This is a genomic window from Nocardia africana NBRC 100379, assembly GCF_001612635.1.
GTDB classification, from domain to species: domain Bacteria; phylum Actinomycetota; class Actinomycetes; order Mycobacteriales; family Mycobacteriaceae; genus Nocardia; species Nocardia africana.
In genome coordinates this window covers 175,454-201,318 of sequence record NZ_BDAV01000007.1, presented here as the reverse complement: position 1 = coordinate 201,318, position 25,865 = coordinate 175,454, and the positions used below count along the sequence as shown (strand labels likewise).

Here is a 25,865-nt window from a genome sequence, read left to right as displayed (position 1 = left end):
CTGTGACCACACCGGTATCCGGTAACCCGTGGTTTGACTCTTTCATGTCTGGAAATACTGATGCGCGCAGCGAACACTGAGAGTCGCAGGTTTTCAGGATAGGAGTAGTTCGAAAACGAAGGGTTCGCCATGCATACCATCAAATTCCGCAAAGCAGCCGCGGTTGCCGCCATCGCAGTGGCCCTCGGTACTGTCGTAGCCCCCGCCGCGTCTGCCGCGACCCCATCGGGCACCGCTCCAGCGGCGAGCGACATCGGTTCCGCCGTGATCTGCTTCCCCTTGGGCAGTGTCGTCTGGTGCATCTGAGCTGTCGCGAGAAGGGGTGCCGCCGGAGGGGTGGCATCCCTTCCGTGTGTGCGGGTGGCGGGCGAGCCCGCCGGGCGGATCTCCGAAAACGATTGCGGGACGGTGCGGATCCGCGCGCGCTGTCTGGTTGCTCACGGTGCCCGGTTCCGGCCGGTGAGGGTCGTTAGGGTGAAGATCGAAGCCGACCGTCGAGTTCTCGTGAACAAGGAGTTGTCGTGAGCAATGCCGCCCGCACGCCCGTGACCGTCACCGTCACCGGAGCCGCCGGTCAGATCGCCTACGGGTTGCTGTTCCGCATCGCCTCCGGCGCCATGCTCGGGCCGCAGACGCCGGTGCGGCTGCGGTTGCTCGAGATCCCGGCTGCGGTCGGCGCTGTCGAGGGGGTGGCGATGGAGCTCGAGGACGGCGCCTTCCCGCTGCTCGAATCGATCGATATCAGCGACGATCCGTGGGTGGGATTCGACGGCGCCTCGGTCGCCGTCCTGGTCGGCGCCCGCCCGCGCACCGCGGGGATGGAGCGTTCGGATCTGCTGGCGGCCAACGGGCCGATCTTCACCGATCAGGGTGCGGCGATCAATGCCAGTGCGGCCGACGACGTGAAGGTGCTGGTGGTCGGAAACCCGGCCAATACCAACGCCTATATCGCGATGAGCAACGCGCCCGACGTCCCGGCCGCGCGCTTCACCGCGCTGACCCGGCTCGACCACAACCGGGCCATCGCCCAGCTCGCCGCGCGCAGTGGCGCCCCGGCCGCCTCGATCACGCGAATGACGGTGTGGGGTAACCACTCCGCCACGCAATATCCGGATATCAGCCACGCGCTGATCGGCGGGGAGCCGGCCGAACGCGTGGTCGACGATCCGGCGTGGGTACGCGAGAGCTTCATTCCCACCGTCCAGCAGCGCGGTACCGCGATCATCGCCGCGCGCGGGGCATCCTCGGCGGCCAGTGCGGCGAGTGCGGCCATCGACCACATGCACGATTGGGTGCTGGGCACGGCGGCGGGCGACTGGGTGTCGATGGCGGTGCCCTCCGACGGCTCCTACGGGGTGCCGGAGGGGCTCATCAGTTCGTTTCCCGTGACATGTGCCGACGGCGAGTACACGATCGTGCCCGATCTGGAGATCGACGAATTCTCGCGTGAGCGCATCGATCTCAGCGTCGCCGAGCTGGCGGCCGAGCGCGAAGCGGTGATCGATCTCGGCTTCGCCAAGCGCGGCTGAGCCGACCGGCCGCTCGCGCCGCCGATCACACCTTGGCGATGACCTTCTCCGCGTACTTCTCCAGATGCGCGATCTTGTCCGCGAGCGGTTCGGTGTCGTCGCCGGCGACGTAGGGGTAGCGGAAGCCGACGATCACGTCGGTGACGCCCTTGTCCTCGAGTCGCTTGATGCCGTCGGTGGTATAGGCGTCCAGCGAGGCCGCGTGGATTTCGAACGGCGTGGATGTGTCACGCTCGGAACGCAATTCGTCGAGCCGGGCCAGCATGCGGTCGAGATCCTCGGGCGCGCCGCCGGCATGCATCCAGCCATCGCACAGGCGCACGGCGCGCCGCAACGCGGCGTCGCTGTGGCCGCCGACGAGGATCGGCAGCGGTTCGGTGGCGCCCGGGGTGATCTTGATCTTCGGGATGTCGTAGAACTCGCCGTGGTATTCGAAGTATTCGCCCCGCGAGAGGCCGCGCACGATTTCGATGCATTCGTCCATGCGCTTGCCGCGCCGCTCGAACGGCACGCCCATGATCTGGAAGTCCTCGGGCCACGGGCTGATGCCGACGCCCAGCGAGAAGCGGTTGCCGCTGAGGTAGGCGAGCGAGGCGGCCTGTTTGGCCACCAGTACCGGCGGGCGGATCGGCAGTTTCACCACGAAGGGCGTGAACCGCAGCGTCGTGGTCACCGCCGCCAGCGCGGCGGACAGGATGAACGCCTCGATGAACGGTTTACCGTCGAGGAATTCCCGGTTGCCGTCCGGGGTGTACGGGTAGGTCGAATCCGACTCCGCGGGATAGGCGACGCTGTCGGCGATGGTCATACTGTGGAATCCGGCCGCCTCCGCGGCCTGGGCCAGCGGTACGTAGTGCGCCGGATCGGTCATCGCCTCCGCGTAGGTGAAACGCATCGGTGGTCCTCTCGGGTGTTGCCGATATGAAACTAGAACAGATTCTAGTTGTGTTGGCGATCCTAGTGGGATAGACAGTGCGTTGTCCCGAGTTCGGCCACTGACCGGTCGAATGAACCTGTTCTAACTCGCGGTCCGCGACGACGAATGGCCCGGACCGTACGGTCCGGGCCATTCGGTGTGATGTTGCGAGCCGACGCGCGGCGATCAGAGCTGGTCGTTCTCGTAATCGCTGATGAGCTCGTCGGAATGGGTCTGGCCGATGACCTCGGGCGCGGTCTCTCCCAGCGGGCCCGTGAGGTCGGTGTTGCCGGTGAGGCTCTGATAGTTCTGCACCGTGCGGCCGCGCTCGTCATCGGAGTTGCGCTGACCGCTCGCACCCGGTGTGCCGCCGCCCATGAAACCCGAACCAGGGGTGCCCTGCCCGGGCGCACCGGGCATGCCCGGGCCGAACGGCATGCCAGGGATACCCGGGCGAGCGCCCGGCACCGAGGAACCCAGGCCGGGCTTGGCCGCCGCGCCGCCACCGGACGCGGTGCCGCCGAGGCCTCCCGTGAGACCGCTCAGGCCGCCGCCGCTGCCGCTCATCGAACCCGGGTGCGCGCCGTTACCGCCGAAGGCGCTGGCATGTGTGGAAGCCCCGGGCAGGCCGGAACCGGTCAGGTCCCCGAGACCGGCGGCCTGGGTGTCCGCGCCGCCGCCCGACAGCAGGCTCTGGGCCTGCTCGACGATCGGTTGCCCGACGTTCTGCGCCACCGCCTGGGCGGCATTGGCCGCCTGCGGCGCGTACTGGCCGGCGAGCTGGTTGACCACATTCGCCAATTGGCCTGTGTAGCCGCCCAATTCGCCTCGGGTGGCGTTGACGATCGTGACCGCTTGGCCGAGATATTCGGTGGCCGTGGCGATCAGGGTGGCCTGTCCGGGCGGAGTCAGGGCGACGGGCGCGAGCGCCGTGGCCTGGGTCGCGAACGACTGGGCGACCTGGGTGAGCTGGACGTTGCCGCGCTGCACCACCGCCGCTGCCTCGTCGGTGAGTTTCGAGATGTCGAAGCCGCGCTGGCTGGCATCCTCACCGTGCGCCTGCACCTGTTGGCCCGCCGCCTGGGCGCTGCCGGCGGACTGGCCCTGCCAGACCTGCTCGACCGACTTCATCGCACCCATGCCGATCTGCATGGCGCTCTGGATGACCTGTGAGGACTGGCTGAGCAGGTCGGCCGGATTCAGCGCCCCCATCACACCGGTACCGAAACTCGACAGCAGATCGAGGAACGGCTTGAACAGCACGTCGATACCCGGCAGTGCGGGCAGGGCCATACCGTTCATCAGCGCGGCCACCGGATCGGCGGGCATGGGCGGCAGATTCGCCGGCAATGCCGCCGCCGCCGGAGCGGCAGCCTGCTGGACCGCACCGGCGGCGCCGTCGAGCGCGGCGGGCGCCTGATTCAGCGCGGCCTGGGCGCCGTCGAGCACGTGCTGCGCGCCGGGCACGGCGCCCAGCGCTCCCGCGGCCTGATGCAGCGCCTCGTGGCCCGCCCCGAGCAGCGGCGACGCGGCGTCGCCGAGCACACCGGTGTGGGTGTCGCCGGCATCGGGGGCGCCGGAACCTCCGCCGGGCAGGTGCGGAGCGCCGATTCCGTGGGAACCGTTGTCCTCGAACTCTTTTCGTGCGGTGGTGAAGGCCGGTGCCGACGCGGGCGGCGTATCCGGCGGCAGCTGGGGCAGCGGGATGTCGGTGATCGGACCCTGCTGTGCGGCGGCGGCCATCGTGGCGTCCGGGGTGGACGCCGGTGCGGCGGGCGCGATCGGTGAGGTGTCGGCGGCGGGCGCGGCCGGGGCGGCGATGACGCCGCTGTCGGTACCGGAACCGATGGTGTGCACCGATCAGCCTCCGATCGCGTTACCGATGGCACCCAGGGCGCCGGCGGCGGCTCCGTCGTTGTCGCCGAGGATCGCGACGGTGCCGAATGCGGACTGCCCCAAGTGATTACATTTGGCCGACAGGTCGTTGACATCGCTGCAATGCAGTACCTGCGCGGCGGCGAACATCGCCAGATAGTCGGCGCCGATGAGCCCGAAAACGGGCGTCATCGCGGCGACGTGCGTCGCGGTGTCCATATTGGCCGCGCCGGCGATTTCGGTTCCGATGCTCTGATGTGTCGCCGCGAACGCGCTGATCGCGCTCTGGTCGGCGGTGAGATCGCTCATCGAACTTGCCCCCCAATCATCGTGGTCAACTCAGTCGTCAACGTCGAACAAGCCTCGCGACCGGGCGTCGACCGGAGGCTGGGCTGGGCTCAATATAACCGACCCGGCCGACGCGATTCGAGTCCGACAAACTAGAACTTGTTGCAAATTAGAACGGGTTCTATATTCTCGTCGCATGAAGGTCGCAGTCACCGGCGCAGCCGGCTTCCTTGGCACGAATCTGCTCCACCAGCTGGTGGAGCGCGGTCACGAGGTGACCGCCATCGACCGGGTTCGGCCCTCCGGCGCAACGGATCCGAGTGTGACCTGGGTGAGCGGCGACGTGCTGGACCCGGCGTCGATGCGCTCGGCACTGGCCGGCGCGGAGGTGGTCTACCACCTCGTCGCCGTGATCACCCTCGCGCATCGCAACGATCTGGCCTGGCGGGTGAACACCGAGGGTGTGCGGGTGGTGGCCGAGGCGGCGCTCGCGGTCGGCGTGCGGCGCATGGTGCACGCGAGTTCGATCCACGCCTTCGATCAGTACAGCTGCGGCGGCCGCATCGACGAGAACGCGCCCCGCTCCGTCGATCCGGCGTTGCCGGTCTACGACCGCTCCAAATTCCAGGGCGAGGTCGAATTGCGTGCGGTCGTCGACCGGGGTCTCGACGCCGTGATCTGCAATCCGACCGGCGTCTACGGCCCGGTCGACCACTCCGACTCCCGGATCAACACGACGCTGTGGGACGCCGCGCGCGGCCGGGTGCCGGTGATGATCGGCGGCGGATTCGATCTGGTCGACGTGCGTGACGTCGCCACCGGCCTGATTCTGGCCGGCGAGCGCGGGCGTACCGGCGAGAATTATCTGCTCTCGGGAGCGATGGTGACGATGCTCGAGGTCACCCAGCTCGCCGCCCGGGTCAATGGGAAGCGGGGCCCGCGCTTCGCGATTCCGGCCAAGGTGATCTCCGGCGCGCTGCCGGTACTGGAACCGATCGGGAAGATGCTGGGCAGCGACCGGGTGTCGCGGGCTGCGATGGGTGCGCTGCTGTCGGCCCCCGAGATCGACGGGACCAAGGCGCGGACCGAACTCGGCTACGTGCCCCGGCCGACCGAGGAAACCGTGCGTGACCTGGTGGCCTTCTACAAGGGTGAGTCGGTGCGTACGGTCGCGAGCAGTATGGCCTGACATTCGTTCACGGGCCGGTGCCGCGGCATGAACGGGGTGCGTCCGCGGCGCGGTCCTTGACATCGGATCGAACGGGTGTTCGACTGAGTGGGTGCGATGGCAGAACCAGAACCCGGCAGCCGACGACGGCGCGCTTCCAGGGCTGGAGCGTGCCGGATTCGTCCGCAGCGTGCAGACGCCGGAATTCGAGGGCGTCACCTTTCACGAAGTGCTGTGCAAGAGCGCGCTGAACAAGGTGCCGCAGCGGTCGGCGGTGCCGTTCGAATGGACGATCAATCCGATGCGCGGCTGTTCGCACGCGTGCAGGTACTGCTTCGCCCGCCCCACTCACGAATATCTGGACCTCGACGCCGGCCGTGATTTCGACAGCCAGATCGTGGTCAAGACGAATGTGGCCGCGGTGTTGCGCCAGGAACTGCGCCGCCGCTCGTGGCGGCGCGAGCCGGTCGCGCTGGGCACCAACACCGATCCCTATCAACGGGCCGAGGGGCGTTACCGGTTGATGCCGGAAATCATCGCCGCCCTCACCGACGCGGGTACGCCGTTCTCCATTCTCACCAAGGGCACGTTGTTGCGGCGGGACCTGCCGCTGCTCGTGCAATCGGCCCAGGTGGTGCCGGTCAGCCTGGCGGTATCGATCGCGACGGTCGACGAGGACCTGCACCGCGCGGTGGAACCGGGTACGCCCGGCCCGCGGGCGCGGCTGGAACTGGTGCGCGCGCTCTCCGAGGCGGGATTCGACGTGAATGTGATGGTGGCTCCCGTCATTCCGTATCTCACCGATGACGTCGCCCACCTGGAGCGATTGCTCGGCGCGATCGCGGCGTCCGGCGGGGCGCGGGCGACCGTGCTGCCCATGCATCTGCGCGGCAGTACCCGGGGCTGGTTCCTGCAGTGGCTGGCCGAACATCACCCGGCGCTGCTGCGGCGATACCGGCAGTTGTACGGTCGTGGGGCGTACGTCACACCGGAGTACGCTGCGTGGTTACGACAGCGGGTCGACCCGCTGCTGACCCGGTATCGGCTCGACCGGCACCGGGAACTGCCGGCGCGGGGCCGGGTCGCAGGCCCGTCCGAGCCGGAGGGTGACGCACAGGCATTACGGTCCGACCCGCAGTTGGCGTTGTTCGGTTGATCGCTCCGCCGGATACCGGCGGACCCACCGGCCCCTGGGGCCCGGCCGCGCGCGGCCGAAACTCGTTGTACCGCATGCTCGCCGGGTTGTTCGTTCCACGAATTCTCCGGCGTGCCGCGGAGTAACTTGGCGTGTGGTACCTCATCCCTACGAGGAAGTGATGCAGGCGCATGGTGTCGAATCAGGGCGTTCACGGCCCCACCGGCAGCGAAAAATTGGAGAAGGTCGTCATCCGCTTCGCCGGTGATTCCGGCGACGGTATGCAGCTGACCGGAGACCGATTCACCCACGAGGCGGCCGCCTTCGGCAACGACCTCGCCACCCAGCCGAACTTTCCGGCCGAGATCCGCGCACCTCAGGGCACACTCCCCGGGGTGTCGTCGTTCCAGATCCAGATCGCCGACTACGACATTCTCACCGCGGGCGACCAGCCCGACGTGCTGGTCGCCATGAACCCGGCCGCGCTGAAGGCCAACATCGACGATCTCGCCCGGGGTGCGACGGTGATCGTCAATACCGACGAGTTCACCAAACGCACCCTCGCGAAGGTCGGCTACGAGCGAGATCCGCTCACCGACGACAGTCTCGGCGACTTCGTGGTGCACCGGGTGCCGATGACGTCGCTGACGCTGGCCGCCACCGAACCGGCCGGAGTCGGCAAGAAGGACGGCCAACGCGCGAAGAACATGTTCGCCCTGGGCCTGCTGTCGTGGATGTACGGCCGGCCGCTCGGCGGTACCGAGGCCTTCATGCGCGAGAAGTTCGCCGCCACGCCGGAAATCGGCGAGGCGAACGTGCTGGCGTTCCGGGCCGGCTGGAACTACGGCGAAACGACCGAAACCTTCGCCACCACATACGAAGTAGCGCCCGCCGCGCTGCCACCGGGCACCTACCGGCAGATCACGGGCAATACCGCCCTGGCCTACGGCGTGATCGCGGCCGGGCAGCTGTCCGGGCTGCCGGTCTTCCTGGGCACCTATCCGATCACGCCGGCCTCCGACATCCTGCACGAACTGAGCAAGCACAAGAACTTCGGCGTCACCACCTTCCAGGCCGAGGACGAGATCGCCGGAATCGGCGCGGCGCTGGGTGCTTCGCTCGGCGGCGCGCTGGGCGTGACCAGTACGTCGGGCCCCGGGCTGGCGCTCAAGAGCGAGACCATCGGGCTGGCGGTGATGACCGAACTGCCGCTGGTGATCATCGACGTCCAGCGCGGCGGGCCCTCGACCGGCCTGCCCACCAAGACCGAACAGGCCGATCTACTCCAGGCGCTGTACGGGCGCAACGGCGAATCGCCCGTCGCCGTGGTGGCGCCCCGCTCACCGGCCGACTGTTTCGCGGCCGCGGTGGAAGCGGCGCGGATCGCGCTCACCTATCGCACTCCGGTATTGCTGCTGTCCGACGGCGCCATCGCCAACGGATCCGAGCCGTGGTCGATTCCACGAGTGTCCGACCTCGAGCCGATCGACCCGGCATTCGAGCCGCCGGTGGACGAGGACGCCGCGGCCGGGCCGCCGTTCCAGCCCTACGCACGCGACCCGGAAACCCTCGCCAGGCCGCTGGCCCGGCCCGGTACCGGCGGCCGTGCCCACCGGATCGGCGGACTGGAGAAGGCCGACGGCAGCGGCAACATCTCCTACGATCCGGCCAACCACGAACTGATGGTCCGCCTGCGTCAGGCGAAGATCGACGGCATCGCGGTACCCGACCTCGAGGTCGACGATCCCGACGGCACCGCCGAATTGCTGCTGATCGGCTGGGGCAGTTCCTACGGTCCGATCGGTGAGGCGTGCCGGCGGGCGCGTCGCCGCGGCGTGCCGGTCGCGCACGCGCATCTGCGGCACCTCAACCCGCTGCCCGCCAATACCGGCGAGGTGTTGCGACGATATCGCCGCGTGGTAGCGCCGGAGATGAACGGCGGCCAGCTGGCCCTGCTGCTGCGCGGAAAATATCTGGTCGACGTGCAGCCGTGGACGAAGGTGGCCGGGACCGCCTTCTCCGCGCAGGAACTGGTCGGCGTCATCGACGCGGCGCTGGACGGATCCATCGGTGAGCTGGAGCAGAACAAGGCCTTCGATGCCCGGGCCCGGGCGACCTATCGCACGACAGGGGGATACCGATGACCATCGTCGACACCTCGCTCATCGGCGCCGATCTCGGCCTGACCGGGGTCTCCGGAGTACCCGGCGCCGAGGGGCCACAGAAGGTCAAGGACTTCACCTCCGATCAGGAGGTGCGCTGGTGCCCGGGATGCGGTGACTACGTCATTCTCGCGACGGTGCGTGGCTTCCTCGCCGAGCTGGGCCTGCGGCGGGAGAACCTCATGTTCGTCTCCGGAATCGGATGTTCCAGCCGATTCCCGTACTACCTGGACGCCTACGGCATCCACTCCATCCACGGTCGCGCCCCGGCCATCGCCACCGGGCTCGCGGTGACCAGGCCGGATCTGTCGGTCTGGGTGGTCACCGGCGACGGCGACGCCCTCTCGATCGGTGGCAATCACCTGATCCACGCGCTGCGCCGCAACGTGAACATGACGATCCTGCTGTTCAACAACCGGATCTACGGCCTGACCAAGGGCCAGTACTCACCGACCTCCGAACCGGGGAAGGTGACCAAGTCGACGCCGCTCGGATCGATCGACCACCCGTTCAACACGTTGTCGGTGGCGCTGGGTGCGGAGGCGAGTTTCGCCGCGCGCGCCCTCGACTCCGACCGCGCCGGCCTCACCGAGGTGCTGCGCGCGGCGGCCGAACACCGCGGGACCTCGTTCGTGGAGATCCTGCAGGATTGCCCGATCTTCAACGACGGTTCCTTCGACGCGCTGCGCCGCGACAACGCCGAATCGCACCTGATCCGCTTGCGGCACGGGGAACCGATCCGCTTCGGCGCCGACGGTGAATTCGCGGTGGTGCGCAACGGTTTCGGGCTCGAGGTCGTCGCGACCGCCGAGGTCGCCGAGAGCGAGATCGTGGTGCACGACGCCCACTGCGAACGATCCGAATACGCCTATGCGCTCTCGCGGTTGACCTCCCAGGACCTGACCCACGTCCCGATCGGCATCTTCCGCGACGTCGCCCGTCCCACCTACGACGACGGGGTCCGTGCGCAAACCGCGGTGGCCGTCGAGCGCGCACCGGTCGGGCCGCAGTCGCTGCAAAACCTGCTCAACGGCCGCGAGACCTGGACCGTCGGCTGATCCGAGAGACCGGCGACCCGCAACGACTGCGGCCCTGAACTTTTCGGCGCCCCGATCGCGAGGACGCGACCGGGGCGCCGAGGCGGGAATCAGCGGTCGGCGACGAACGCGCCGACCAACTTCTTGCACAGGTCCGCGAAGCGGGCGCGGTCGGCCTTCTGTGCGTCGGTGAGTCCGTCGGTGCCGCCGGGGGAGTACACCACCAGGTGCACATCCTGGTCGGGCGTGGCGCCCAGGAAATCGAGGAGGGTGGACCCGCCGTTGCCGTCCTTGGGCATGCCCAGATCGGCGGCCGCCAGCTTCTTCGCATCCTCGGCGGCGGCGTGGACCGCGTCCGCCGAGACGTGTCCGTTGCGCTGCTGCGGCGCCTTGTCGGCCGGGCGATCCGGATCGGCGGCATCGGGACTGTGCACCGCGTGCCCGTCGGAATAGACGAGCAGGGTCGGAGCCGGGGTCACCCCGGCGTGCTCCCCACCCGGGATCGTGGTCAGCGCCACCGACAGTGCGGCGGCGGGTTCGTCGGCCACGGCTGTCATCGCGCCACCGGCCACCGTCAGCGCCGCGGCGCATACCGCCACGGCCACCCGCATACCCGGCAAACCGCGTCGCGTGCCGCCGAATTCGCGCATACCCATCACTGCTGCCCTCCACCCGTCTCGGTCTCGCCGACCATTGTGAACCGCACCGCTGCCGGCATCCGGCCGACCCGCCCGCTCGAAACCCTGCTCACGCTCAGCGCAGGGCCGGCGGATTGTTCAGATCCGCTGCCGAGAAGGTGTCACATGCGGCGACCTGGCCGTTGCGGTAGCCGGTCAGGAACCACTTCTGCCGTTCGCTGGACGAACCGTGCGTCCATCCTTCCGGATTCACCCGCCCGGTGGCCGCCTTCTGAATCCGGTCGTCGCCGACCGCCGCTGCGGCGGAGAGCGCGTCTTGGATGTCGTTGTCGGACAACGGCTTCAGCAGCGGCTGGGATCCGCCGGGAGCCGGTGTCTTGTCCGCGTAGCTCGCCCACAGGCCCGCGTAGCAGTCGGCCTGCAGTTCCAGGCGAACCGATCCGGAGTCGGGGCCTTTGGGGTCACGTTGCGCGCGCCCGCTGTCGCCCAGCAGGTTCTGGATGTGGTGGCCGAATTCGTGCGCCACTACGTACTCCTCGGCCAGCGGACCACCGGCCGCGCCGAACTTGTCGCGGAGCTCCTGGAAGAATCCGGTATCGAAGTAGGCCTTGCGGTCGGCCGGGCAGTAGAAGGGGCCGACAGCGCTCGTCGCGTTGCCACATCGAGTGTTGACCGAGCCGGTGAACAGCGTCACACCGGGCTTCGTGTACTGCACCCGGGTCTGACGCGGCAGGACCCCACCCCAGACGCCGTCGAGGCTCTGCGCGGTCAGCACCACCCGGCACTGCGCATACCGGTTCGCATCACCGTTGGTTTTGCAGACGGAGGTGTCGACACCGCCGGTCTGTGTTCCCGAGGTTCCGCTGCCGAGCAGATTTCCCGGATTCACGCCGAACAGCACCGCGAGAATCAGCACGATCAGGCCACCGCCACCGCCCAGGGCGAGTTTGGGACCCATGCCGCCTCCGGTGGAGACCCGGTCCGGATCGATATCCATACCTTCGTTGAAGGTCATCGTTGCTGCTCCTGTGGATCGAGTAGGCTGCTCGGCGCTCGGTCAGCCGAAACAACCTTTACAGCTTTGCATGAGCGCTCGCGGCTCGAGGGCAGAGCGGCTTTCGTGTCCGCCGGGCGACCCGAGTGGGGCGGGGGAGTCGGATATCGGTTTCCGTCCGCCGAAGCTGTCTCACTACCATGGGGGCGCACCAGGTCATCCCGCGCCCGGTGCACCGTGTCGTCGAAAGGATTCCCGTGCTGCGCACCCACTTGGCTGGTTCGCTGCGAAGCGAGCACGCCGGTCTGACCGTCACCCTCACCGGCTGGGTGGCCCGGCGGCGAGACCACGGTGGCGTGATCTTCATCGATCTGCGCGATGCGTCGGGGGTCGCGCAGGTGGTCTTCCGCGAGGGTGAGCCGGCCGAACAGGCCCACCGGCTGCGCGCGGAGTACTGCGTGCGGGTCACCGGTGTGGTAGAGGCGCGTCCGGACGGCAGTGAGAACCCGAACCTGCCCACGGGTGCGATCGAGGTGAACGTCACCGAACTCGAGGTGCTCAACGAGGCCGCGCCGCTGCCGTTCCAGCTCGACGAGCAGCCCGGTGAAGAGGCGCGCCTGAAGTATCGCTACCTCGATCTGCGCCGTGAGGGCCCCGCGCACGCCATCCGGCTGCGGTCGAAGGTGAACGCCGCGGCTCGCGAGGTGCTGGCCCAGCATGCGTTCGTCGAGGTCGAGACCCCGACGATGACGCGGTCGACCCCCGAGGGCGCGCGTGACTTCGTGGTGCCGGCACGCCTGCAGCCCGGCAAGTTCTACGCCCTGCCGCAGAGCCCGCAGCTGTTCAAGCAGTTGCTGATGGTCTCGGGTGTGGAGCGGTACTACCAGATCGCCCGCTGCTACCGCGACGAGGACTTCCGCGCCGACCGCCAGCCCGAATTCACTCAGCTCGACGTGGAGATGAGCTTCGTGACGCAGGAGGACGTGATCCTGCTGGCCGAGGACATCCTGGTCGCGCTGTGGAAGCTGGTCGGCTACGAGATCCCGACGCCGATCCCGCACATGACCTACGCCGAGTCGATGCGCCGCTACGGCACCGACAAGCCCGACCTGCGCTTCGGCATCGAGATCACCGAATGCGCCGAGTACTTCAAGGACACGTCCTTCCGGGTCTTCCAGGCGCCGTATGTCGGCGCGGTGGTGATGCCGGGCGGGGCGAGCCAGCCGCGGCGCCAGCTCGACGCCTGGCAGGAATGGGCCAAGCAGCGCGGGGCCAAGGGCCTGGCCTACATCCTGGTCGGTGAGGACGGCACCCTCGGCGGCCCGGTCGCCAAGAACCTGTCCGACGCCGAACGCGAGGGCCTGGCCAAACACGTCGGTGCCGCGCCGGGCGACTGCATCTTCTTCGGCGCCGGAGAGGCGAAGTCGGGCCGGGCGCTGCTGGGCGCGGCACGTGGCGAGATCGCGCGCAAGTGCGGCCTGATCGACGAGGACGCCTGGGCGTTCGTGTGGATCGTGGACGCGCCGATGTTCGAGCCCGCCGCCGACGCCACCGCGAGCGGCGATGTGGCACTGGGACATTCGGCCTGGACCGCGGTGCATCACGCGTTCACCTCGCCGAAGCCGGAGTCCATCGACACCTTCGACACCGATCCGGGCTCGGCGCTGGCCTATGCCTACGACATCGTCTGCAACGGCAACGAGATCGGCGGCGGTAGCATCCGCATCCACCGCCGCGACGTGCAGGAGCGGGTGTTCAAGGTCATGGGCATCAGCCACGACGAGGCGCAGGAGAAATTCGGGTTCCTCTTGGACGCCTTCGCCTTCGGCGCGCCGCCGCACGGTGGCATCGCCTTCGGCTGGGACCGCATCACCGCGCTGCTGGCCGGAGTCGATTCGATCCGCGAGGTCATCGCGTTCCCGAAGTCCGGCGGTGGTGTGGACCCGCTGACCGACGCACCGGCCCCGATCACCGCGCAGCAGCGCAAGGAAGCCGGCCTCGACGTGGTGCTCGACGAGCACGGCAAGCCGAAGACCACGTAGCCCTGATCCGAAACCGGGTGTGCCGCCGTCGTTGTGGGCAGCGGCGGCCGCACACCGGTTGGTCTGCACGATCGTCCGGCCCACCTGGTGCCGGACGATCGTGCAGACGACAGGGGCCGAGGTGGCGGCTCAGGCGATCAGTCCGCCGGTGAGCATCCGGTAGGAGTAGGTGACCGCGATGACGGTGAGCGGTCCCACCACCAGCAGGCCGATGCCGCACAGCGCGGTGGCGACGATCGTCAGCGCGGCGACGGTCAGGGCCAGCAGCAGCGTCGGGACGAAGTTCGAGACCACCAGTTGCACACTGGATTTGATCGCGCTGAACGGATCGAGGTCCTGGTCGATGACGTAGTGCAGCGAGAACATGCACAGATAGCCCACGACGAGCGCCGGTACGATGCACAGCACCGCGCCGATGCAGGCCGCCACGAAGACGAGCAGGGCGGTGATCAGCACGTTGCCGGCGTTGACGAAGCCGAAGAACGACGCGAAATCCGGTGGCGTGCCGTCGGTTTCGTACAGCGCGCCGCGGATCATCGCCGCCTGCAGCAGCCAGACCACGACCGCCGCGAGCAAGCCGATGAGCATCACCGGCACCAGTGAGTTCATATGCGTGACGTTCACCACGACCGTCACCATCAGGTAGGCGACGAATCCGACGAGCGTGATCGCCACCCAGGGAATCGGATTGGCGCGGAAGCGATCCCACGCGAAGCCGAGCGCCCGGCCGATATTCAGACCCGGCGCCGCGGCGTAACCCGGTGCGCCCGGGTATCCGGGCGGCGCGCCGTAACCGGGCGCGCCCTGCGGTGGCATGCCGGTATCCGCTGCGCCCCACGTCGGATCGGCGGGCGGCGGATAGGCGCCCGGCGGGACGCTGCCGGGCGGACCGTAGGTGGGCCCTTGCTGCCCCTGCGCGCCGGGCGCCGGCGCCACCGGGGGCACCCCGCCCGGGGTGACCGACGGCGGCTCGGCCGGAGCCCCGCCGTACTGCGCGGTGCCGTGCTGCGCTGCGCCGGTGCCCTCGAACTGCGGATATCCCGCGGCCCCGGCCATTTCGGGCCGGCCCGGCGTTGCGGGATGTTCGCCTGTTCCGGCGCCGGGTCGTGCGGGACCGGTGGGATGCTGCCCGGGCCGGCTCTCCGGTCGCCGTTCACCGCCTTCGCCGGTGTCGCGGGGCGCGGACTGCGGGGAGTCGGTCATCGTCGGACCTTTCGAATCACCTGGGTTCTGGTGCGGCACACTGCAGTTGAGATTTCGACACAACCGGACACGGCCGGGCGTGTCAAGCGACGGGCCGCGGTATCGTGCCGGATCCGCGACCCGGCCGACGATGAGCGTAATGAGCATCTCGGTCAGGTCGCAGCCGCTCGGCGGGGACACGCCGACGACGCGCGAAAGGTTGCCGAACCGCTCGCTGAAAGTGACCTGGAGCGAGTAACTTGGTTGGCGATGACCGCACTATTGGCCGAACGCGCCGCCGAAGTCGTGTCCGCGGCACAACAGTTGCTTACGAAGCGCATGGGTGCTGCGGTGAAGCTGAGCGATCCGATCGAACTCAGCGGAAGTGGCAGGACGACGGTGCTGCGCGTACGCGTGGCGGAGAACTCGTTCTCGCTTCCCCGTACCCTGATCGTCAAGCAGGTCCGTGGCGCCGCGCAGGAGCGCCGGATCGGTGGTTTGGCGCCCGGGGTCGCGAGTATCGATTCGGCGTTCCTGCGGGAGGCGGTGTCCTACCAGTTCACCACCGCGCTCAGCAGCGAGCACCGTCCCGGCGCCTATCTGCTGGCGCACAGCCTGCCGGATCGGCTGCTGATCCTCAGCGATCTGGGCGAGAACATGTCGCTCACCTCGGTGCTGCAAACCGGCGCCGAACCCGCCACCCGCAACGCCCAGATGGCGTTCGCGCAGGCACTGGGCCGCATGCACGCGGCAACCGTCGGCCGGGAGGCCGATTTCGTCGCGCTGCTGCGGCGGGTGGAGGTGGTGCACCGGGTCGACGGCATCGCCCAGCAGGCCGAAGCCGCGATCGGCGAGGTGCCCGGGATGCTGGCCCGCGAGGTCGGCATCGACGTGCCCGGTGAGATCGCCGAACGCATCGTGCGGGGCAATCGCCTCTTCTCCGCGGGCCGCTTCCGCGCGTTCAGCCCCTCCGACCTGTGCCCCGACAACGTGATCCTCAACGACGAGGGCGCCCGGTTCCTCGACTACGAATGGGGCGGTTTCCGCGACGCCACCCTCGACATCGCCTACGCGCTGGTGTCGTTCCCCGGCTGCCTCTGCGACTTCGAACTCTCCCGCGAGCGGGCGCATCAGATGGTCGAGGCCTGGCGCTCGGAGGTCGTCGGTGTGTGGCCGGCTCTCGCCGACGACGATCTGCTGGCCGAACGCATCCTCGAGGCCCGGCTCATCTGGGTCTGGCTGACGACGTTCTGGTTCCTGCCCGCCGACCACACCCGCATCGCCGCGGCCCGCGAACACGGCCTGTCGGTGCCGCGCTCGGCCGCCCTGATCAATCGCTGGGCGGCTCTCGCCGAGGACGCGCGCTGCACCGGCGACGACACGCTCGGCGACTTCGCCGAGCATGTCTCCGCCACCCTCGAGGAACTCTGGGAGAAGTGACTCAGCGGGCCGGGCGCGGCCCGACGATCGAAGCCCGCTCCATGATCCGGGTCTGCGGCCAGTAGTCGCTGGCGGCATAGTGCTGCACGGCCCGGTTGTCCCAGAAGGCGACGGTGTCGGGCTCCCAGTGCAGCCGCACCTGGTGTTCGGGGTAGTCGGCCTGGCGGCAGAGCCGGTCCAGCAGTTCGTGGCTCGCCTCGGGATCCAGGCCGTCGATACGGTCCACGAAGATCCGGTTGACGTACAGGTGGCGGCGTCCGGTCGCCTCGTGCGTGCACACCACCGGGTGGCTGACCGGCGGATGCTGTGCCCGCATCGCCTCCTGCGTCTCGGCGTCCTGGCCGCGGCCGAAGGCGCGGGTGTAGTCGTGGGTCGCGGTGAGGTCGTCGATCCGGTTCCGCGTCTCGGCATCGAGGGCCTCGTAGGCGGCGTACATATCCGAGAACAGCGTGTCGCCGCCGATCTCGGGAACGGCGACGGCATGCAGGATCGCGCCCATCGACGGCTGCGGCCGCCACGTCACGTCGTGATGCCAGATGTTCTCGACGCCCGCCATGGCCGGCGTCTTCTCGAAGCGGACCAGTTCCGGCTGCTCGGTGTTGGACGGGATGAACGGATGCACCTCGAGGGTGCCGAAGCGCGCCGCGAACGCGACGTGCTGCGCGGGCGTCAGCGGCTGCTCGCGGAAGAACAGCACCTTGTACTCGTGCAGTGCCCGGCGCAGTTCGGCGATCACCTCCGCGGGCAGCTCGCGGGTCAGATCCACGCCGCTGATCTCCGCACCGAGGGTGACGCCGGCCTGCCGGGCGTCGAAATGCTGCCAGCGCAGCGCGGCCAGGCGGTCGCGTTCGGCGACCAGATGGGTGAACGGGCCCGCGATCAGCGGAAATCCCGGCAAGGGAAACGAGCTCACGGGGTAGTGCGGACGCGGTTCGGTCTGCGCGGCGGTGGTCTGCGTCATGGTGGTTCCTTCGGCGATCGGACGACTGTAGTCAATTGACTACACCGGTATTCGCTACTGTAGCCCGATGTCCGAGAACCCGCCATCGACTCCGCGTCGCGACGACTCCGGCACCGGACCGGTCGGTCGTGCGGCGGTCGTCGCGGCGGTCACCGAGGCCGCCGCCGACCTGTTCGCCGAACGCGGCCCGGCCGCCACCTCGATCCGGGACATCGCCGAGCGTGCGGGGGTCAACCACGGCCTGGTGTTCCGGCATCTCGGTGCGAAGGACAAGCTGGTCGGCGCCGTGCTGAGCTATCTCGGCGAACAATCGGGCGCGCTGGCCGCCGCCGGACAGCTCACCGCCACCGATCCCCGGCTGCGCCGGCATCTGACCGTGCTGGCCCGTTGCATCCTCGACGGCTATCCGGTCGGTGAGCTGCAAGAACAGTTCCCCGTGGTGGCGATGCTCATCGAGAATCTCCGGCCGCAGATGGACAGCGACCGCGCCGCCGGACTGGCGGTGGCGCATCTGGCCGCGTTCGCGATGGGCTGGCAACTGCTCGAGCCGTTCCTGCGCAGCGCCGCGGGCCTGCGCGAGCTGACCGACGCCGAACTGCGCGCCTCCATCGAGGCGCAGGCCGCGCGGATGCTGCGCCCCGACCCCACGTTGCCCTGAATGTCGGTGCTCATCGGTACCGTCGAGGCGTGAGCGAAGGGTTGTTCGAGGCGCCGGAGGTGGAGGAGTCGTCCGGCATATCCACCGCACTACCGCCGGCGGGGCGGATGTCGCCGCTGGCGGTGCGCATGCGGCCGGCGAGCCTGGACGAAGTGGTCGGCCAACAGCATCTGCTCGGTCCCGGATCGCCGCTGCGCCGGCTGATCGAAGGATCGGGCGCGGCATCGGTGCTGCTCTACGGCCCGCCAGGAACGGGCAAGACGACGCTGGCCGCCCTCATCTCGACCGCCACCGGCCGTCGCTTCGAGGCGCTCTCGGCGTTGTCGGCGGGGGTGAAGGAGGTGCGGGCGGTCATCGAGCTGGCGCGGCGGCGGCTGCTGGCGGGGGAGCAGACCGTGCTGTTCATCGACGAGGTGCACCGGTTCTCGAAAACCCAGCAGGACGCCCTGCTGGCCGCGGTGGAGAACCGGGTGGTGCTGCTGGTCGGGGCGACGACGGAGAACCCGTCCTTCTCGGTGGTGTCGCCGCTGCTGTCGCGCTCGCTGGTACTGCAGTTGAAGTCGTTGTCGGAAAGCGATATTCGCACCGTGTTGCGTCGCGCGATCGACGACGAGCGAGGGCTGGCCGGGCAGTACACCGTCACCGAGGCGGCGCTCGACCACATCGTCCGCATCGCCGGTGGCGACGCGCGCCGATCGCTCACCGCCCTGGAGGCTTCGGCGGAATCGTCGCTCGACGGCACGGTGGACGTGGATCTGGTGGAGGCCAGTGTCGACAAGGCCGCGGTGCGCTACGACCGCGCCGGCGATCAGCACTACGACGTGATCAGCGCGTTCATCAAATCGCTGCGCGGGTCGGATGTCGACGCTGCGCTGCACTATCTGGCCCGCATGATCAGCGCGGGCGAGGATCCGCGCTTCATCGCGCGGCGATTGATGATCCAGGCGTCCGAGGACGTCGGCATGGCCGATCCGACCGCCCTGCAGACCGCGGTCGCCGCCGCGCAGGTGGTGCAGTTGGTCGGTATGCCGGAGGCGCAACTGGCGCTCGCGCACGCCACCATCCACGTCGCCACCGCACCCAAATCCGGTGCGGTCGCGGCGGCCATCGGCGCGGCCATGTCCGATATCGCGGCCGGTAAGGCCGGCGCGGTGCCGCCTCACCTGCGCGACGGGCATTACGCGGGCGCGGCGAAGCTCGGCAATGCGCAGGGCTACAAGTATCCGCACGACCACCCGGACGGAATCCTCGCGCAGCAGTACCCGCCCGACGAACTGGTCGGCACCGACTACTACACCGCGACCGATCACGGCTACGAGCGTGAGATCGGGCCGCGGGTCACCAAGTTGCGCCGCATCGTCCGAGGCCGCTGAGCCGGGGGCGCGCCGCACGACCGCTGAAAACCGGCTGGACCGCGCCCGGTAGGCTGGATATTCGTGCAGACCCACGAGATCCGACGGCGTTTCCTGGACCACTTCGTCCGTGCCGGCCACACCGAGGTACCGAGTGCCTCGTTGATCCTGCCGGACCCGAACCTGCTGTTCGTCAATGCGGGCATGGTGCAGTTCAAGCCGTATTTCCTGGGCCAGGAGGCGCCGCCGTTCGCGCGCGCGACCAGCGTGCAGAAGTGTGTGCGTACCGGCGATATCGAAGAGGTGGGCGTCACCACCCGCCACAACACCTTCTTCCAGATGGCGGGCAACTTCTCCTTCGGTGACTACTTCAAGGAAGGTGCCATCACCTTCGCCTGGGAACTGATCAGCAAATCTCAGGAGGAGGGCGGATTCGGCTTCGATCCGGAGCGGATCTGGGTCACCGCCTACGAGAGTGATCCCGAGGCCGCCGAGATCTGGCATCGCGTCGCCGGAATCCCGACCGAACGCATCCAGTTCCGCGACGGCAAGGATAACTACTGGGATATGGGCGTGCCCGGTCCCGGCGGGCCGTGTTCGGAGATCTACTACGACCGCGGACCGGAATACGGTGCCGAGGGCGGCCCGGTCGCCGACGAGGATCGCTACCTCGAGATCTGGAATCTCGTGTTCATGCAGGACATCCGCGGCGAACAGAGCCCCAAGCTGGGCTATCCGCCGGTGGGGTCGCTGCCGAAGAAGAACATCGACACCGGGATGGGCATCGAACGCGTGGCGATGCTGCTGCAGGGCGTGGACAACGTCTACGAAACCGATCTGCTGCGCCCGATCATCTCCAAGGCCGAGGAGCTGACCGGTAAGAGCTACGGCGTCGAACACGCCGACGACGTGCGCTTCCGGGTCATCGCCGACCACGCCCGCACCTCGGCGATGCTGATCGCCGACGGCGTCAACCCCGGCAACGACGGCCGCGGCTACGTGCTGCGCCGGCTGCTGCGCCGGATCGTGCGCTCGGCCCGGCTGCTGGGCGCCGAGAAGCCGGTGATCGGCGAATTCATGAAGGTCGTCAGCGATCTCATGTCGCCCTCGTATCCGGAACTGGCCACCGACTTCACCCGCATCGAGACCGTCGCCGTCGGCGAGGAGACCGCCTTCCTCAAGACGCTGAGCACCGGGTCGAAGCTGTTCGACGACGCCGTCGCCGAGGTGAAGGCCGCCGGGGGGCGCACCCTCGCGGGCAGTGAGGCGTTCACCCTGCACGACACCTACGGTTTCCCGATCGATCTGACCCTGGAGATGGCCGCCGAGGCCGGGCTCGAGGTCGACGAGTCCGGGTTCCGCACGCTCATGGCCGAGCAGCGCCGGCGAGCCAAGGACGACGCGCAGGCTCGCAAGCACGCCCACGCCGACCTGTCGATCTACAAGGAACTGGTCGACCGCGGCGCCACCGAATTCACCGGCTTCGACGAACTCGCCACCGAGGCACGGGTTCTCGCCCTCATCGCCGATGGCGTCCGCGTCCCCACCGCGACCGCCGGGCAGGATGTCGAGGTCATCCTCGATCGCAGTCCGCTGTACGCCGAATCCGGTGGTCAGATCGCCGACCGCGGCAGCATCACCGCCTCGGGCACGGAACTGCGCGTCAACGACGTCCAGAAGATCGCCAAGAAGCTGTGGGTGCACAAGACCACCGTCGAGCGCGGTCAGATCACCGAGGGCGATGCCGTACTCGCCCAGGTCGATCCGGCGTGGCGGCGCGGCGCCACCCAGGGGCACTCCGGCACGCACATGGTGCATGCGGCGCTGCGGCAGGTGCTGGGCCCCAACGCGGTGCAGGCCGGTTCGCTGAACAAGCCCGGATATCTGCGGTTCGACTTCAACTGGCAGGGCCAGCTCTCGGAGTCGCAGAAGGCCGATATCGAGGCGGTGTCCAACGATGCCGTCGGCTCGGACTTCCCGGTGAACACCTTCGTCACCGATCTGCCCAAGGCCAAGGCGATGGGCGCCCTGGCGCTGTTCGGCGAGAACTACGGGTCCGAGGTGCGTGTGGTCGAGATCGGCGGGCCGTTCTCGATGGAACTGTGCGGCGGTACCCACGTCGAGCACTCGTCGCAGATCGGGCCGATCACACTGCTCGGTGAATCGTCGGTCGGTTCCGGCGTGCGCCGCGTGGAGGCCTTCGTCGGGCTGGATTCCTACAAATATCTGGCCAAGGAGCGGGCCCTGCTGGCCGGTGTGGCCGCCTCGCTGAAGGTGCCCTCCGAGGATGTGCCGGCCCGGGTCGAGCAACTGGTGGAACGGTTGAAGGTCGCCGAGAAGGAACTCGAGCGCACCAAGGCCGCGGCCGTGCTCTCACAGGCCGGTACCTACGTCGAGCAGGCGCAGCGGGTCGGCAAGGTGCTGCTGGTCGCGGCCGCCGCACCCAAGGGCGTCGGCGCGGGCGATCTGCGGACCCTGGCCACCGATATCCGCGGCCGGTTCGGCAGCGAGCCGGCGGTGGTCGTTCTGCTCGGCAACGCCGACGGCAAGGTGCCGTTCGTGGTCGCGGTGAACAAGCCCGCCCAGGAGCTCGGCGTCAAGGCCGGCGAGCTGGTCGGCAGCTTCGGCCCGAGTATCGCGGGCCGCGGCGGCGGCAAGCCGGAGATGGCGCAGGGCGCCGGCTCCGATCCGTCCGGTATCGAGGCCGGTCTGGCCGGCGTGCGCGCACGGGTGGCCGAGATCGCCGCCTGATGGACAATTCCGAGAATTCGGAGCCTTCGGAACCGGAGCCGTCCCGATCGGGGGCGGCTCCGGAAGCCGGGGCCGCCCGGCCGGAGGACATCCCGGCCGAACGCCCCGACGCGCGCACCGATCCCGGTCGCGGCCGGCGGATCGGCATCGACGTGGGGACCGTGCGCATCGGCGTCGCCGCCAGTGATCCGGACGGGATATTGGCGACCCCGGTGGAGACGGTACCGACCGTCAAGGGTGGAAAACGCGGTCCGGCAACCGATTTGCTCCGGGTAGCCGAGATTGTGCGGGAATACGAGGCAGTCGAGGTAATCGTCGGTCTACCACGCACATTACGTGGGGCCAGCGGCTCGTCCGCCCAGTTGGCGGCCCGGTTCGCGCGACGTTTGCGGGCCATGATTCCTGGTGTGCCGATACGACTTTCCGACGAACGTTTGACTACGGTGTCTGCTGCACGTGCATTGCGGGACAGTGGTGTTCGCGCGCGCGGCCGGCGGCAGGTGATCGACCAGGCGGCCGCCGTGTCGATCCTGCAAGGGTGGTTGGACGAACGGAGTGCGGTGTTGAACTCGGCCGGTGCAGACGAGGCCAGGTGGTCGGATGAGTGACCGCTGGTCCCGGGCCGGAGAACGCTCGCGCAGGCGCGCCGACGAGCAGCAGCGGCGTTACCGGCGCGGCGGTGCCCACCGCAGCGCCACCGACGAGTGGGACGACTACGAGGACGACGACACCGCCGTCATCCCGCGCTACGTCGACGAGGACGAGCCGGTCGCGCAGTACGCCGACGCCGCCGGGTACGACGCTCGTTACGACCACGAGCTCGCCGACGCCGGATACGCGGATCCCGACTACGCCGACCCGGATTACGCCGACGACTACGCCGAACCGGCGTACGAGCGGACCGGCGGCAGCGTCCATCGCTATCGTCGCGACGAGTACGACGCCGACACCGATCTCGAACCGGTCGCCGACGAGGACCCGGAACCGGCGCCCGCGGCCGCCGGGCGCGGCGCCCGGGCGAGAGCGGCCTCGCTGCGGGAGGCGCAGCGGGGGAGCCGGCGCGGTTCCACCGGTAAGTCCGCGGGTGAACAGCGGGCTCGCGCTACGCGATCGGGCTCGTCCGGTGGTCGAGGTCGCCGCACCCGCGTGGCCTCTCGTAAGGCCGCCGAGCGGCAGCGCCGCCGCCGGAATCTGCTCGTTCTGGGGTGTGTGTTCGTCGTCCTGTTCGTGGTGGCCGGTGGCTACGCCGGATACAAGTTCATCCGCTCCATGGGCGGACCGGAGGATTTCGACGGACCGCCCGGTCCGCTGGCCGTGGTCCAGGTGCACACCGGTGACACCGCCGAACAGATCGCGCAGACCATGGTCGAGAGGGGGATCGTCCGCAGCAGCGGGGCCTTTTACCAAGCGGCCGTGCGCAATTCGGGCATCACCTCGGTGCAGCCGGGCTATTACGCGCTACCGACGCACAGCAAGGGGGCCGACGCGGTCGCGGCCCTGCTGAAGAAGACCTCGCGGGTGGGCAACGTGGTGGTTTCCGAGGGACGGCGGCTGCACGACTCCACGGATGTGAACACCGGGGCCCGCAACGAGGGCATCTACCGCAAGATCGCCGACGCCAGTTGCGTCGGGACCGGTGCGGACAAGAAGTGCGTCACCTACGAACAACTCGATGCCGCCGGGGCCACTGCCGACGCGACCGCGCTGGGTGTTCCGGCCTGGGCCGTCGACGCGGTGCGCAAGGTTCCCGATCGCACCCGCCAGCTCGAGGGGATGATCGCGGCGGGCACCTGGGATTTCGATCCGTCCGGCACGCCCGAGCAGATTCTGGCGCAGCTGGTCAGCGAGAGCGCTGCCGGCTACGAGACCACCGGACTGCTGCAGTCGGGGGCGACCAACAAACTGAATCCCTACCAGACGCTGATCGCGGCCTCGCTGGTCGAACGGGAGGCCTTGCCGCAGGACATGTCGAAGGTGGCCCGCGTGATCGTGAATCGGCTCGCGGTCGATCAGCCGCTGCAGCTCGATTCCACGGTCAACTACACCCTCGACCGCACCGAGGTCGCCACCACGGATGCCGACCGGGCCCGCAAGACGCCGTGGAACACCTACGCCATGCCGGGGCTGCCGGCTACGCCGATCTCCTCGCCGTCGCTGGATGCCATGCGCGCGGTGGAGAATCCGGCGCCGGGACCGTGGTTGTACTTCGTCACCGTCGACAAACAGGGGACCACCATGTTCGCCGAGAGCTACAGCGAACATCTACGCAATATCCAACGCGCCCAGCAGAGCGGAATTCTCGACAGTGGCCGATAACGGGACGGCGTCCGGCACAGGGCCGCCGCCGGGATCCGGACGCAAAGCAGCGGTATTGGGCAGCCCCATCGCGCATTCGCGGTCGCCGCAATTGCATCTGGCCGCCTATCGTGCGCTGGGCCTGGACTGGACCTACGAACGCATCGAATGCACCGGCGAGCAACTGCCCGCCCTCGTCGACGGCTTGGACTCCTCCTGGGTGGGTCTGTCGGTGACCATGCCCGGCAAGGTCGCGGCTCTGAACTACGCCGGCGAACGGACCGAGCGCGCCGTTCTGGTCGGTTCCGCCAACACCCTGGTGCGCACCGCGAACGGGTGGCGAGCCGATTGCACCGATGTGGACGGCGTGCGTGGCGCCCTGCAGGGCGGTGGGGTGGAATCGGTGCGCCGAGCGGTGGTGCTCGGCGCGGGCGGCACCGCGCGGCCGGCGCTGCTGGCACTGTCCGAACTCGGCGCCGAGACGGTCACCGTGGTCGCCCGCGACGCCGAGCGAGCCGAGCCGACTCTCGCGCTGGCCCGGCAGCTCGGGCTGGCGACCGAATTCGCCGGTTTCGACCCCGAGCGGGTGCGCGCGGCATGCGCGCGCGCCGACGCGGTGGTCAGCTCGGTGCCGGCCGCCGGTGCGGCGGTGGTGGCCGAGGCGGTCGCGGCGGCGCCGGTGGTGCTGGACGCGATCTACGATCCGTGGCCGACCCCGCTGGCGACAGCTGTACGACAGGCGGGACACACCGTCATCAGTGGATTGCAGATGCTGCTGAATCAGGCCTACGGCCAGGTCGAACAGTTCACCGGCCGGGCCGCGCCACGGGCGGCGATGGCGGCGGCTCTGGATCTTCGTGATCTCTAGAACCGGTTCCAATTCGATGACGTCACAACACAGGCTAAGGTGATCGACATGAATTCGTGGGTGTTGCGCGCCATAGTCCTCGGTGCGCTGACCGTCGTACTGCGAACCCTGCTGGGTTTCGGCATGATCTACTGGCCGACCAACGGCTCGTGGATGCGCATCCTCTGCTTGGTCGTGCTGGTCGTCGCGGGCGTGGCCTGGGGGCTGATCGACGGTCGCAGTGATCGGCGGGCCTATCCCGACCCGGAGCGCGGCGGTGCCGACCTCACCATGCGCTGGCTGAAGGCCGGTGTGGTCGGTGGTGTGGGCAGCGGGCTGGTGGCGTGGCTGCTGGATTTCGTGCCGAAGTTCGATCTGGGCGACAACGGTCTGCTGTTCGAACTGACCGCCGGCGCCTCGTTCATCGTGCTGATGATCTTCATTCCGGCGATGGTCGGTGTGGCGATCGGCCGTCTCCTGGTGGGCCGGGATCAGCGCAAACGCGACTCCTCGGCACCTCCGGCGGCGGCCTCCCCGGCCTGATCGCCGAATGATCGGCTCATCCGGGCCGCGGATCCTGTCCGCGGCCCGGATT

At 68.8% G+C, this 25,865-nt stretch carries 21 protein-coding genes; 14 read left to right on the top strand and 7 right to left on the bottom strand.

Translation table 11 applies throughout. The annotated features are described in order from the left end of the window. The first annotated feature begins 521 nt into the window (after positions 1-521). Positions 522-1,529 (top strand): malate dehydrogenase, encoded by a 1,008-nt coding sequence (locus NA3_RS12685; protein ID WP_062963798.1) that lies wholly within the window; start codon positions 522-524, stop codon positions 1,527-1,529. A gap of 25 nt (positions 1,530-1,554) precedes the next feature. On the opposite strand, the gene NA3_RS12680 is transcribed toward NA3_RS12685, so the two are convergent. The 3 genes from NA3_RS12680 to NA3_RS12670 form a co-directional block, all read right to left on the bottom strand. After that, positions 1,555-2,424, bottom strand: coding sequence for a TIGR03619 family F420-dependent LLM class oxidoreductase (locus NA3_RS12680; protein WP_062963797.1), 870 nt, complete (start codon positions 2,422-2,424; stop codon positions 1,555-1,557). A 207-nt stretch (positions 2,425-2,631) separates the two neighbouring features. Beyond that, positions 2,632-4,302: a hypothetical protein gene (locus NA3_RS12675; RefSeq protein ID WP_062963796.1), complete on the bottom strand. Its 1,671-nt coding sequence runs from the start codon at positions 4,300-4,302 to the stop codon at positions 2,632-2,634. Between the two features lie 3 nt (positions 4,303-4,305). Beyond that, positions 4,306-4,629, bottom strand: coding sequence for a type VII secretion target (locus tag NA3_RS12670; protein ID WP_062963795.1), 324 nt, complete (start codon positions 4,627-4,629; stop codon positions 4,306-4,308). A 175-nt stretch (positions 4,630-4,804) separates the two neighbouring features. On the opposite strand from NA3_RS12670, the gene NA3_RS12665 reads away from it, so the two are divergent. From NA3_RS12665 to NA3_RS12650, 4 genes are all read left to right on the top strand, one after another. Then, positions 4,805-5,797, top strand: coding sequence for an NAD-dependent epimerase/dehydratase family protein (locus NA3_RS12665; RefSeq protein ID WP_062963794.1), 993 nt, complete (start codon positions 4,805-4,807; stop codon positions 5,795-5,797). A 91-nt stretch (positions 5,798-5,888) separates the two neighbouring features. Beyond that, the gene (locus tag NA3_RS12660; protein ID WP_062963793.1) at positions 5,889-6,932 is read left to right on the top strand and encodes an Rv2578c family radical SAM protein; all 1,044 of its coding nucleotides are present in this window, start codon (positions 5,889-5,891) and stop codon (positions 6,930-6,932) included. A gap of 170 nt (positions 6,933-7,102) precedes the next feature. After that, entirely contained in the window at positions 7,103-9,055 is a 1,953-nt protein-coding gene (locus NA3_RS12655; RefSeq protein ID WP_062963792.1) for a 2-oxoacid:acceptor oxidoreductase subunit alpha, read from the top strand. Next, positions 9,052-10,131: a 2-oxoacid:ferredoxin oxidoreductase subunit beta gene (locus NA3_RS12650; RefSeq protein ID WP_062963791.1), complete on the top strand. Its 1,080-nt coding sequence runs from the start codon at positions 9,052-9,054 to the stop codon at positions 10,129-10,131. Before NA3_RS12655 ends, NA3_RS12650 begins: the two co-directional genes overlap by 4 nt. An 89-nt stretch (positions 10,132-10,220) precedes the next feature. Here NA3_RS12650 and NA3_RS12645 read toward each other — a convergent pair whose 3' ends face one another. Together NA3_RS12645 and ypfJ are read right to left on the bottom strand one after the other, a co-directional pair. Then, positions 10,221-10,766, bottom strand: a complete 546-nt coding sequence (locus tag NA3_RS12645; RefSeq protein ID WP_062963790.1) for a hypothetical protein — start codon at positions 10,764-10,766, stop codon at positions 10,221-10,223. A gap of 97 nt (positions 10,767-10,863) precedes the next feature. Then, positions 10,864-11,763: a KPN_02809 family neutral zinc metallopeptidase gene (gene ypfJ / locus NA3_RS12640; RefSeq protein WP_062963789.1), complete on the bottom strand. Its 900-nt coding sequence runs from the start codon at positions 11,761-11,763 to the stop codon at positions 10,864-10,866. A gap of 236 nt (positions 11,764-11,999) precedes the next feature. Between ypfJ and aspS the strand changes: the two genes are divergently transcribed. Further along, positions 12,000-13,784 (top strand): aspartate--tRNA ligase, encoded by a 1,785-nt coding sequence (gene aspS / locus NA3_RS12635; RefSeq protein ID WP_062964014.1) that lies wholly within the window; start codon positions 12,000-12,002, stop codon positions 13,782-13,784. Positions 13,785-13,913: 129 nt separating this feature from the next. On the opposite strand, the gene NA3_RS35520 is transcribed toward aspS, so the two are convergent. Next, positions 13,914-14,987 (bottom strand): DUF2189 domain-containing protein, encoded by a 1,074-nt coding sequence (locus NA3_RS35520; RefSeq protein ID WP_063917459.1) that lies wholly within the window; start codon positions 14,985-14,987, stop codon positions 13,914-13,916. A gap of 249 nt (positions 14,988-15,236) precedes the next feature. Between NA3_RS35520 and NA3_RS12625 the strand changes: the two genes are divergently transcribed. Further along, positions 15,237-16,406 (top strand): phosphotransferase family protein, encoded by a 1,170-nt coding sequence (locus NA3_RS12625; protein ID WP_062963788.1) that lies wholly within the window; start codon positions 15,237-15,239, stop codon positions 16,404-16,406. 1 nt (position 16,407) lies between these two features. Here the strand turns inward: NA3_RS12625 and NA3_RS12620 are convergent, their stop codons facing one another. Further along, positions 16,408-17,367 carry a TauD/TfdA dioxygenase family protein gene (locus tag NA3_RS12620; RefSeq protein ID WP_084491509.1) on the bottom strand — a complete coding sequence of 320 codons (960 nt, stop codon included), beginning with the start codon at positions 17,365-17,367 and terminating at the stop codon, positions 16,408-16,410. Positions 17,368-17,434: 67 nt separating this feature from the next. Here NA3_RS12620 and NA3_RS12615 point away from each other — a divergent pair, with 67 nt between their 5' ends. From NA3_RS12615 to NA3_RS12585, 7 genes are all read left to right on the top strand, one after another. Then, positions 17,435-18,025: a helix-turn-helix domain-containing protein gene (locus NA3_RS12615; protein ID WP_062963787.1), complete on the top strand. Its 591-nt coding sequence runs from the start codon at positions 17,435-17,437 to the stop codon at positions 18,023-18,025. A gap of 29 nt (positions 18,026-18,054) precedes the next feature. Further along, entirely contained in the window at positions 18,055-19,398 is a 1,344-nt protein-coding gene (locus NA3_RS12610) for a replication-associated recombination protein A (RefSeq protein WP_084491508.1), read from the top strand. A gap of 63 nt (positions 19,399-19,461) precedes the next feature. Next, complete coding sequence (gene alaS / locus NA3_RS12605; protein ID WP_062963785.1) at positions 19,462-22,128, top strand: alanine--tRNA ligase; 2,667 nt, start codon at positions 19,462-19,464, stop codon at positions 22,126-22,128. Next, complete coding sequence (ruvX, locus tag NA3_RS12600; protein WP_084491507.1) at positions 22,128-22,736, top strand: Holliday junction resolvase RuvX; 609 nt, start codon at positions 22,128-22,130, stop codon at positions 22,734-22,736. Before alaS ends, ruvX begins: the two co-directional genes overlap by 1 nt. Further along, positions 22,729-24,444: an endolytic transglycosylase MltG gene (locus tag NA3_RS12595; protein WP_062963784.1), complete on the top strand. Its 1,716-nt coding sequence runs from the start codon at positions 22,729-22,731 to the stop codon at positions 24,442-24,444. The genes ruvX and NA3_RS12595 overlap by 8 nt, the downstream gene beginning before the upstream one ends. A 55-nt stretch (positions 24,445-24,499) precedes the next feature. Beyond that, positions 24,500-25,291: a shikimate dehydrogenase gene (locus tag NA3_RS12590; protein ID WP_233427294.1), complete on the top strand. Its 792-nt coding sequence runs from the start codon at positions 24,500-24,502 to the stop codon at positions 25,289-25,291. A gap of 48 nt (positions 25,292-25,339) precedes the next feature. Next, positions 25,340-25,813: a B-4DMT family transporter gene (locus NA3_RS12585; RefSeq protein ID WP_167354983.1), complete on the top strand. Its 474-nt coding sequence runs from the start codon at positions 25,340-25,342 to the stop codon at positions 25,811-25,813. Positions 25,814-25,865: the final 52 nt, after the last annotated feature.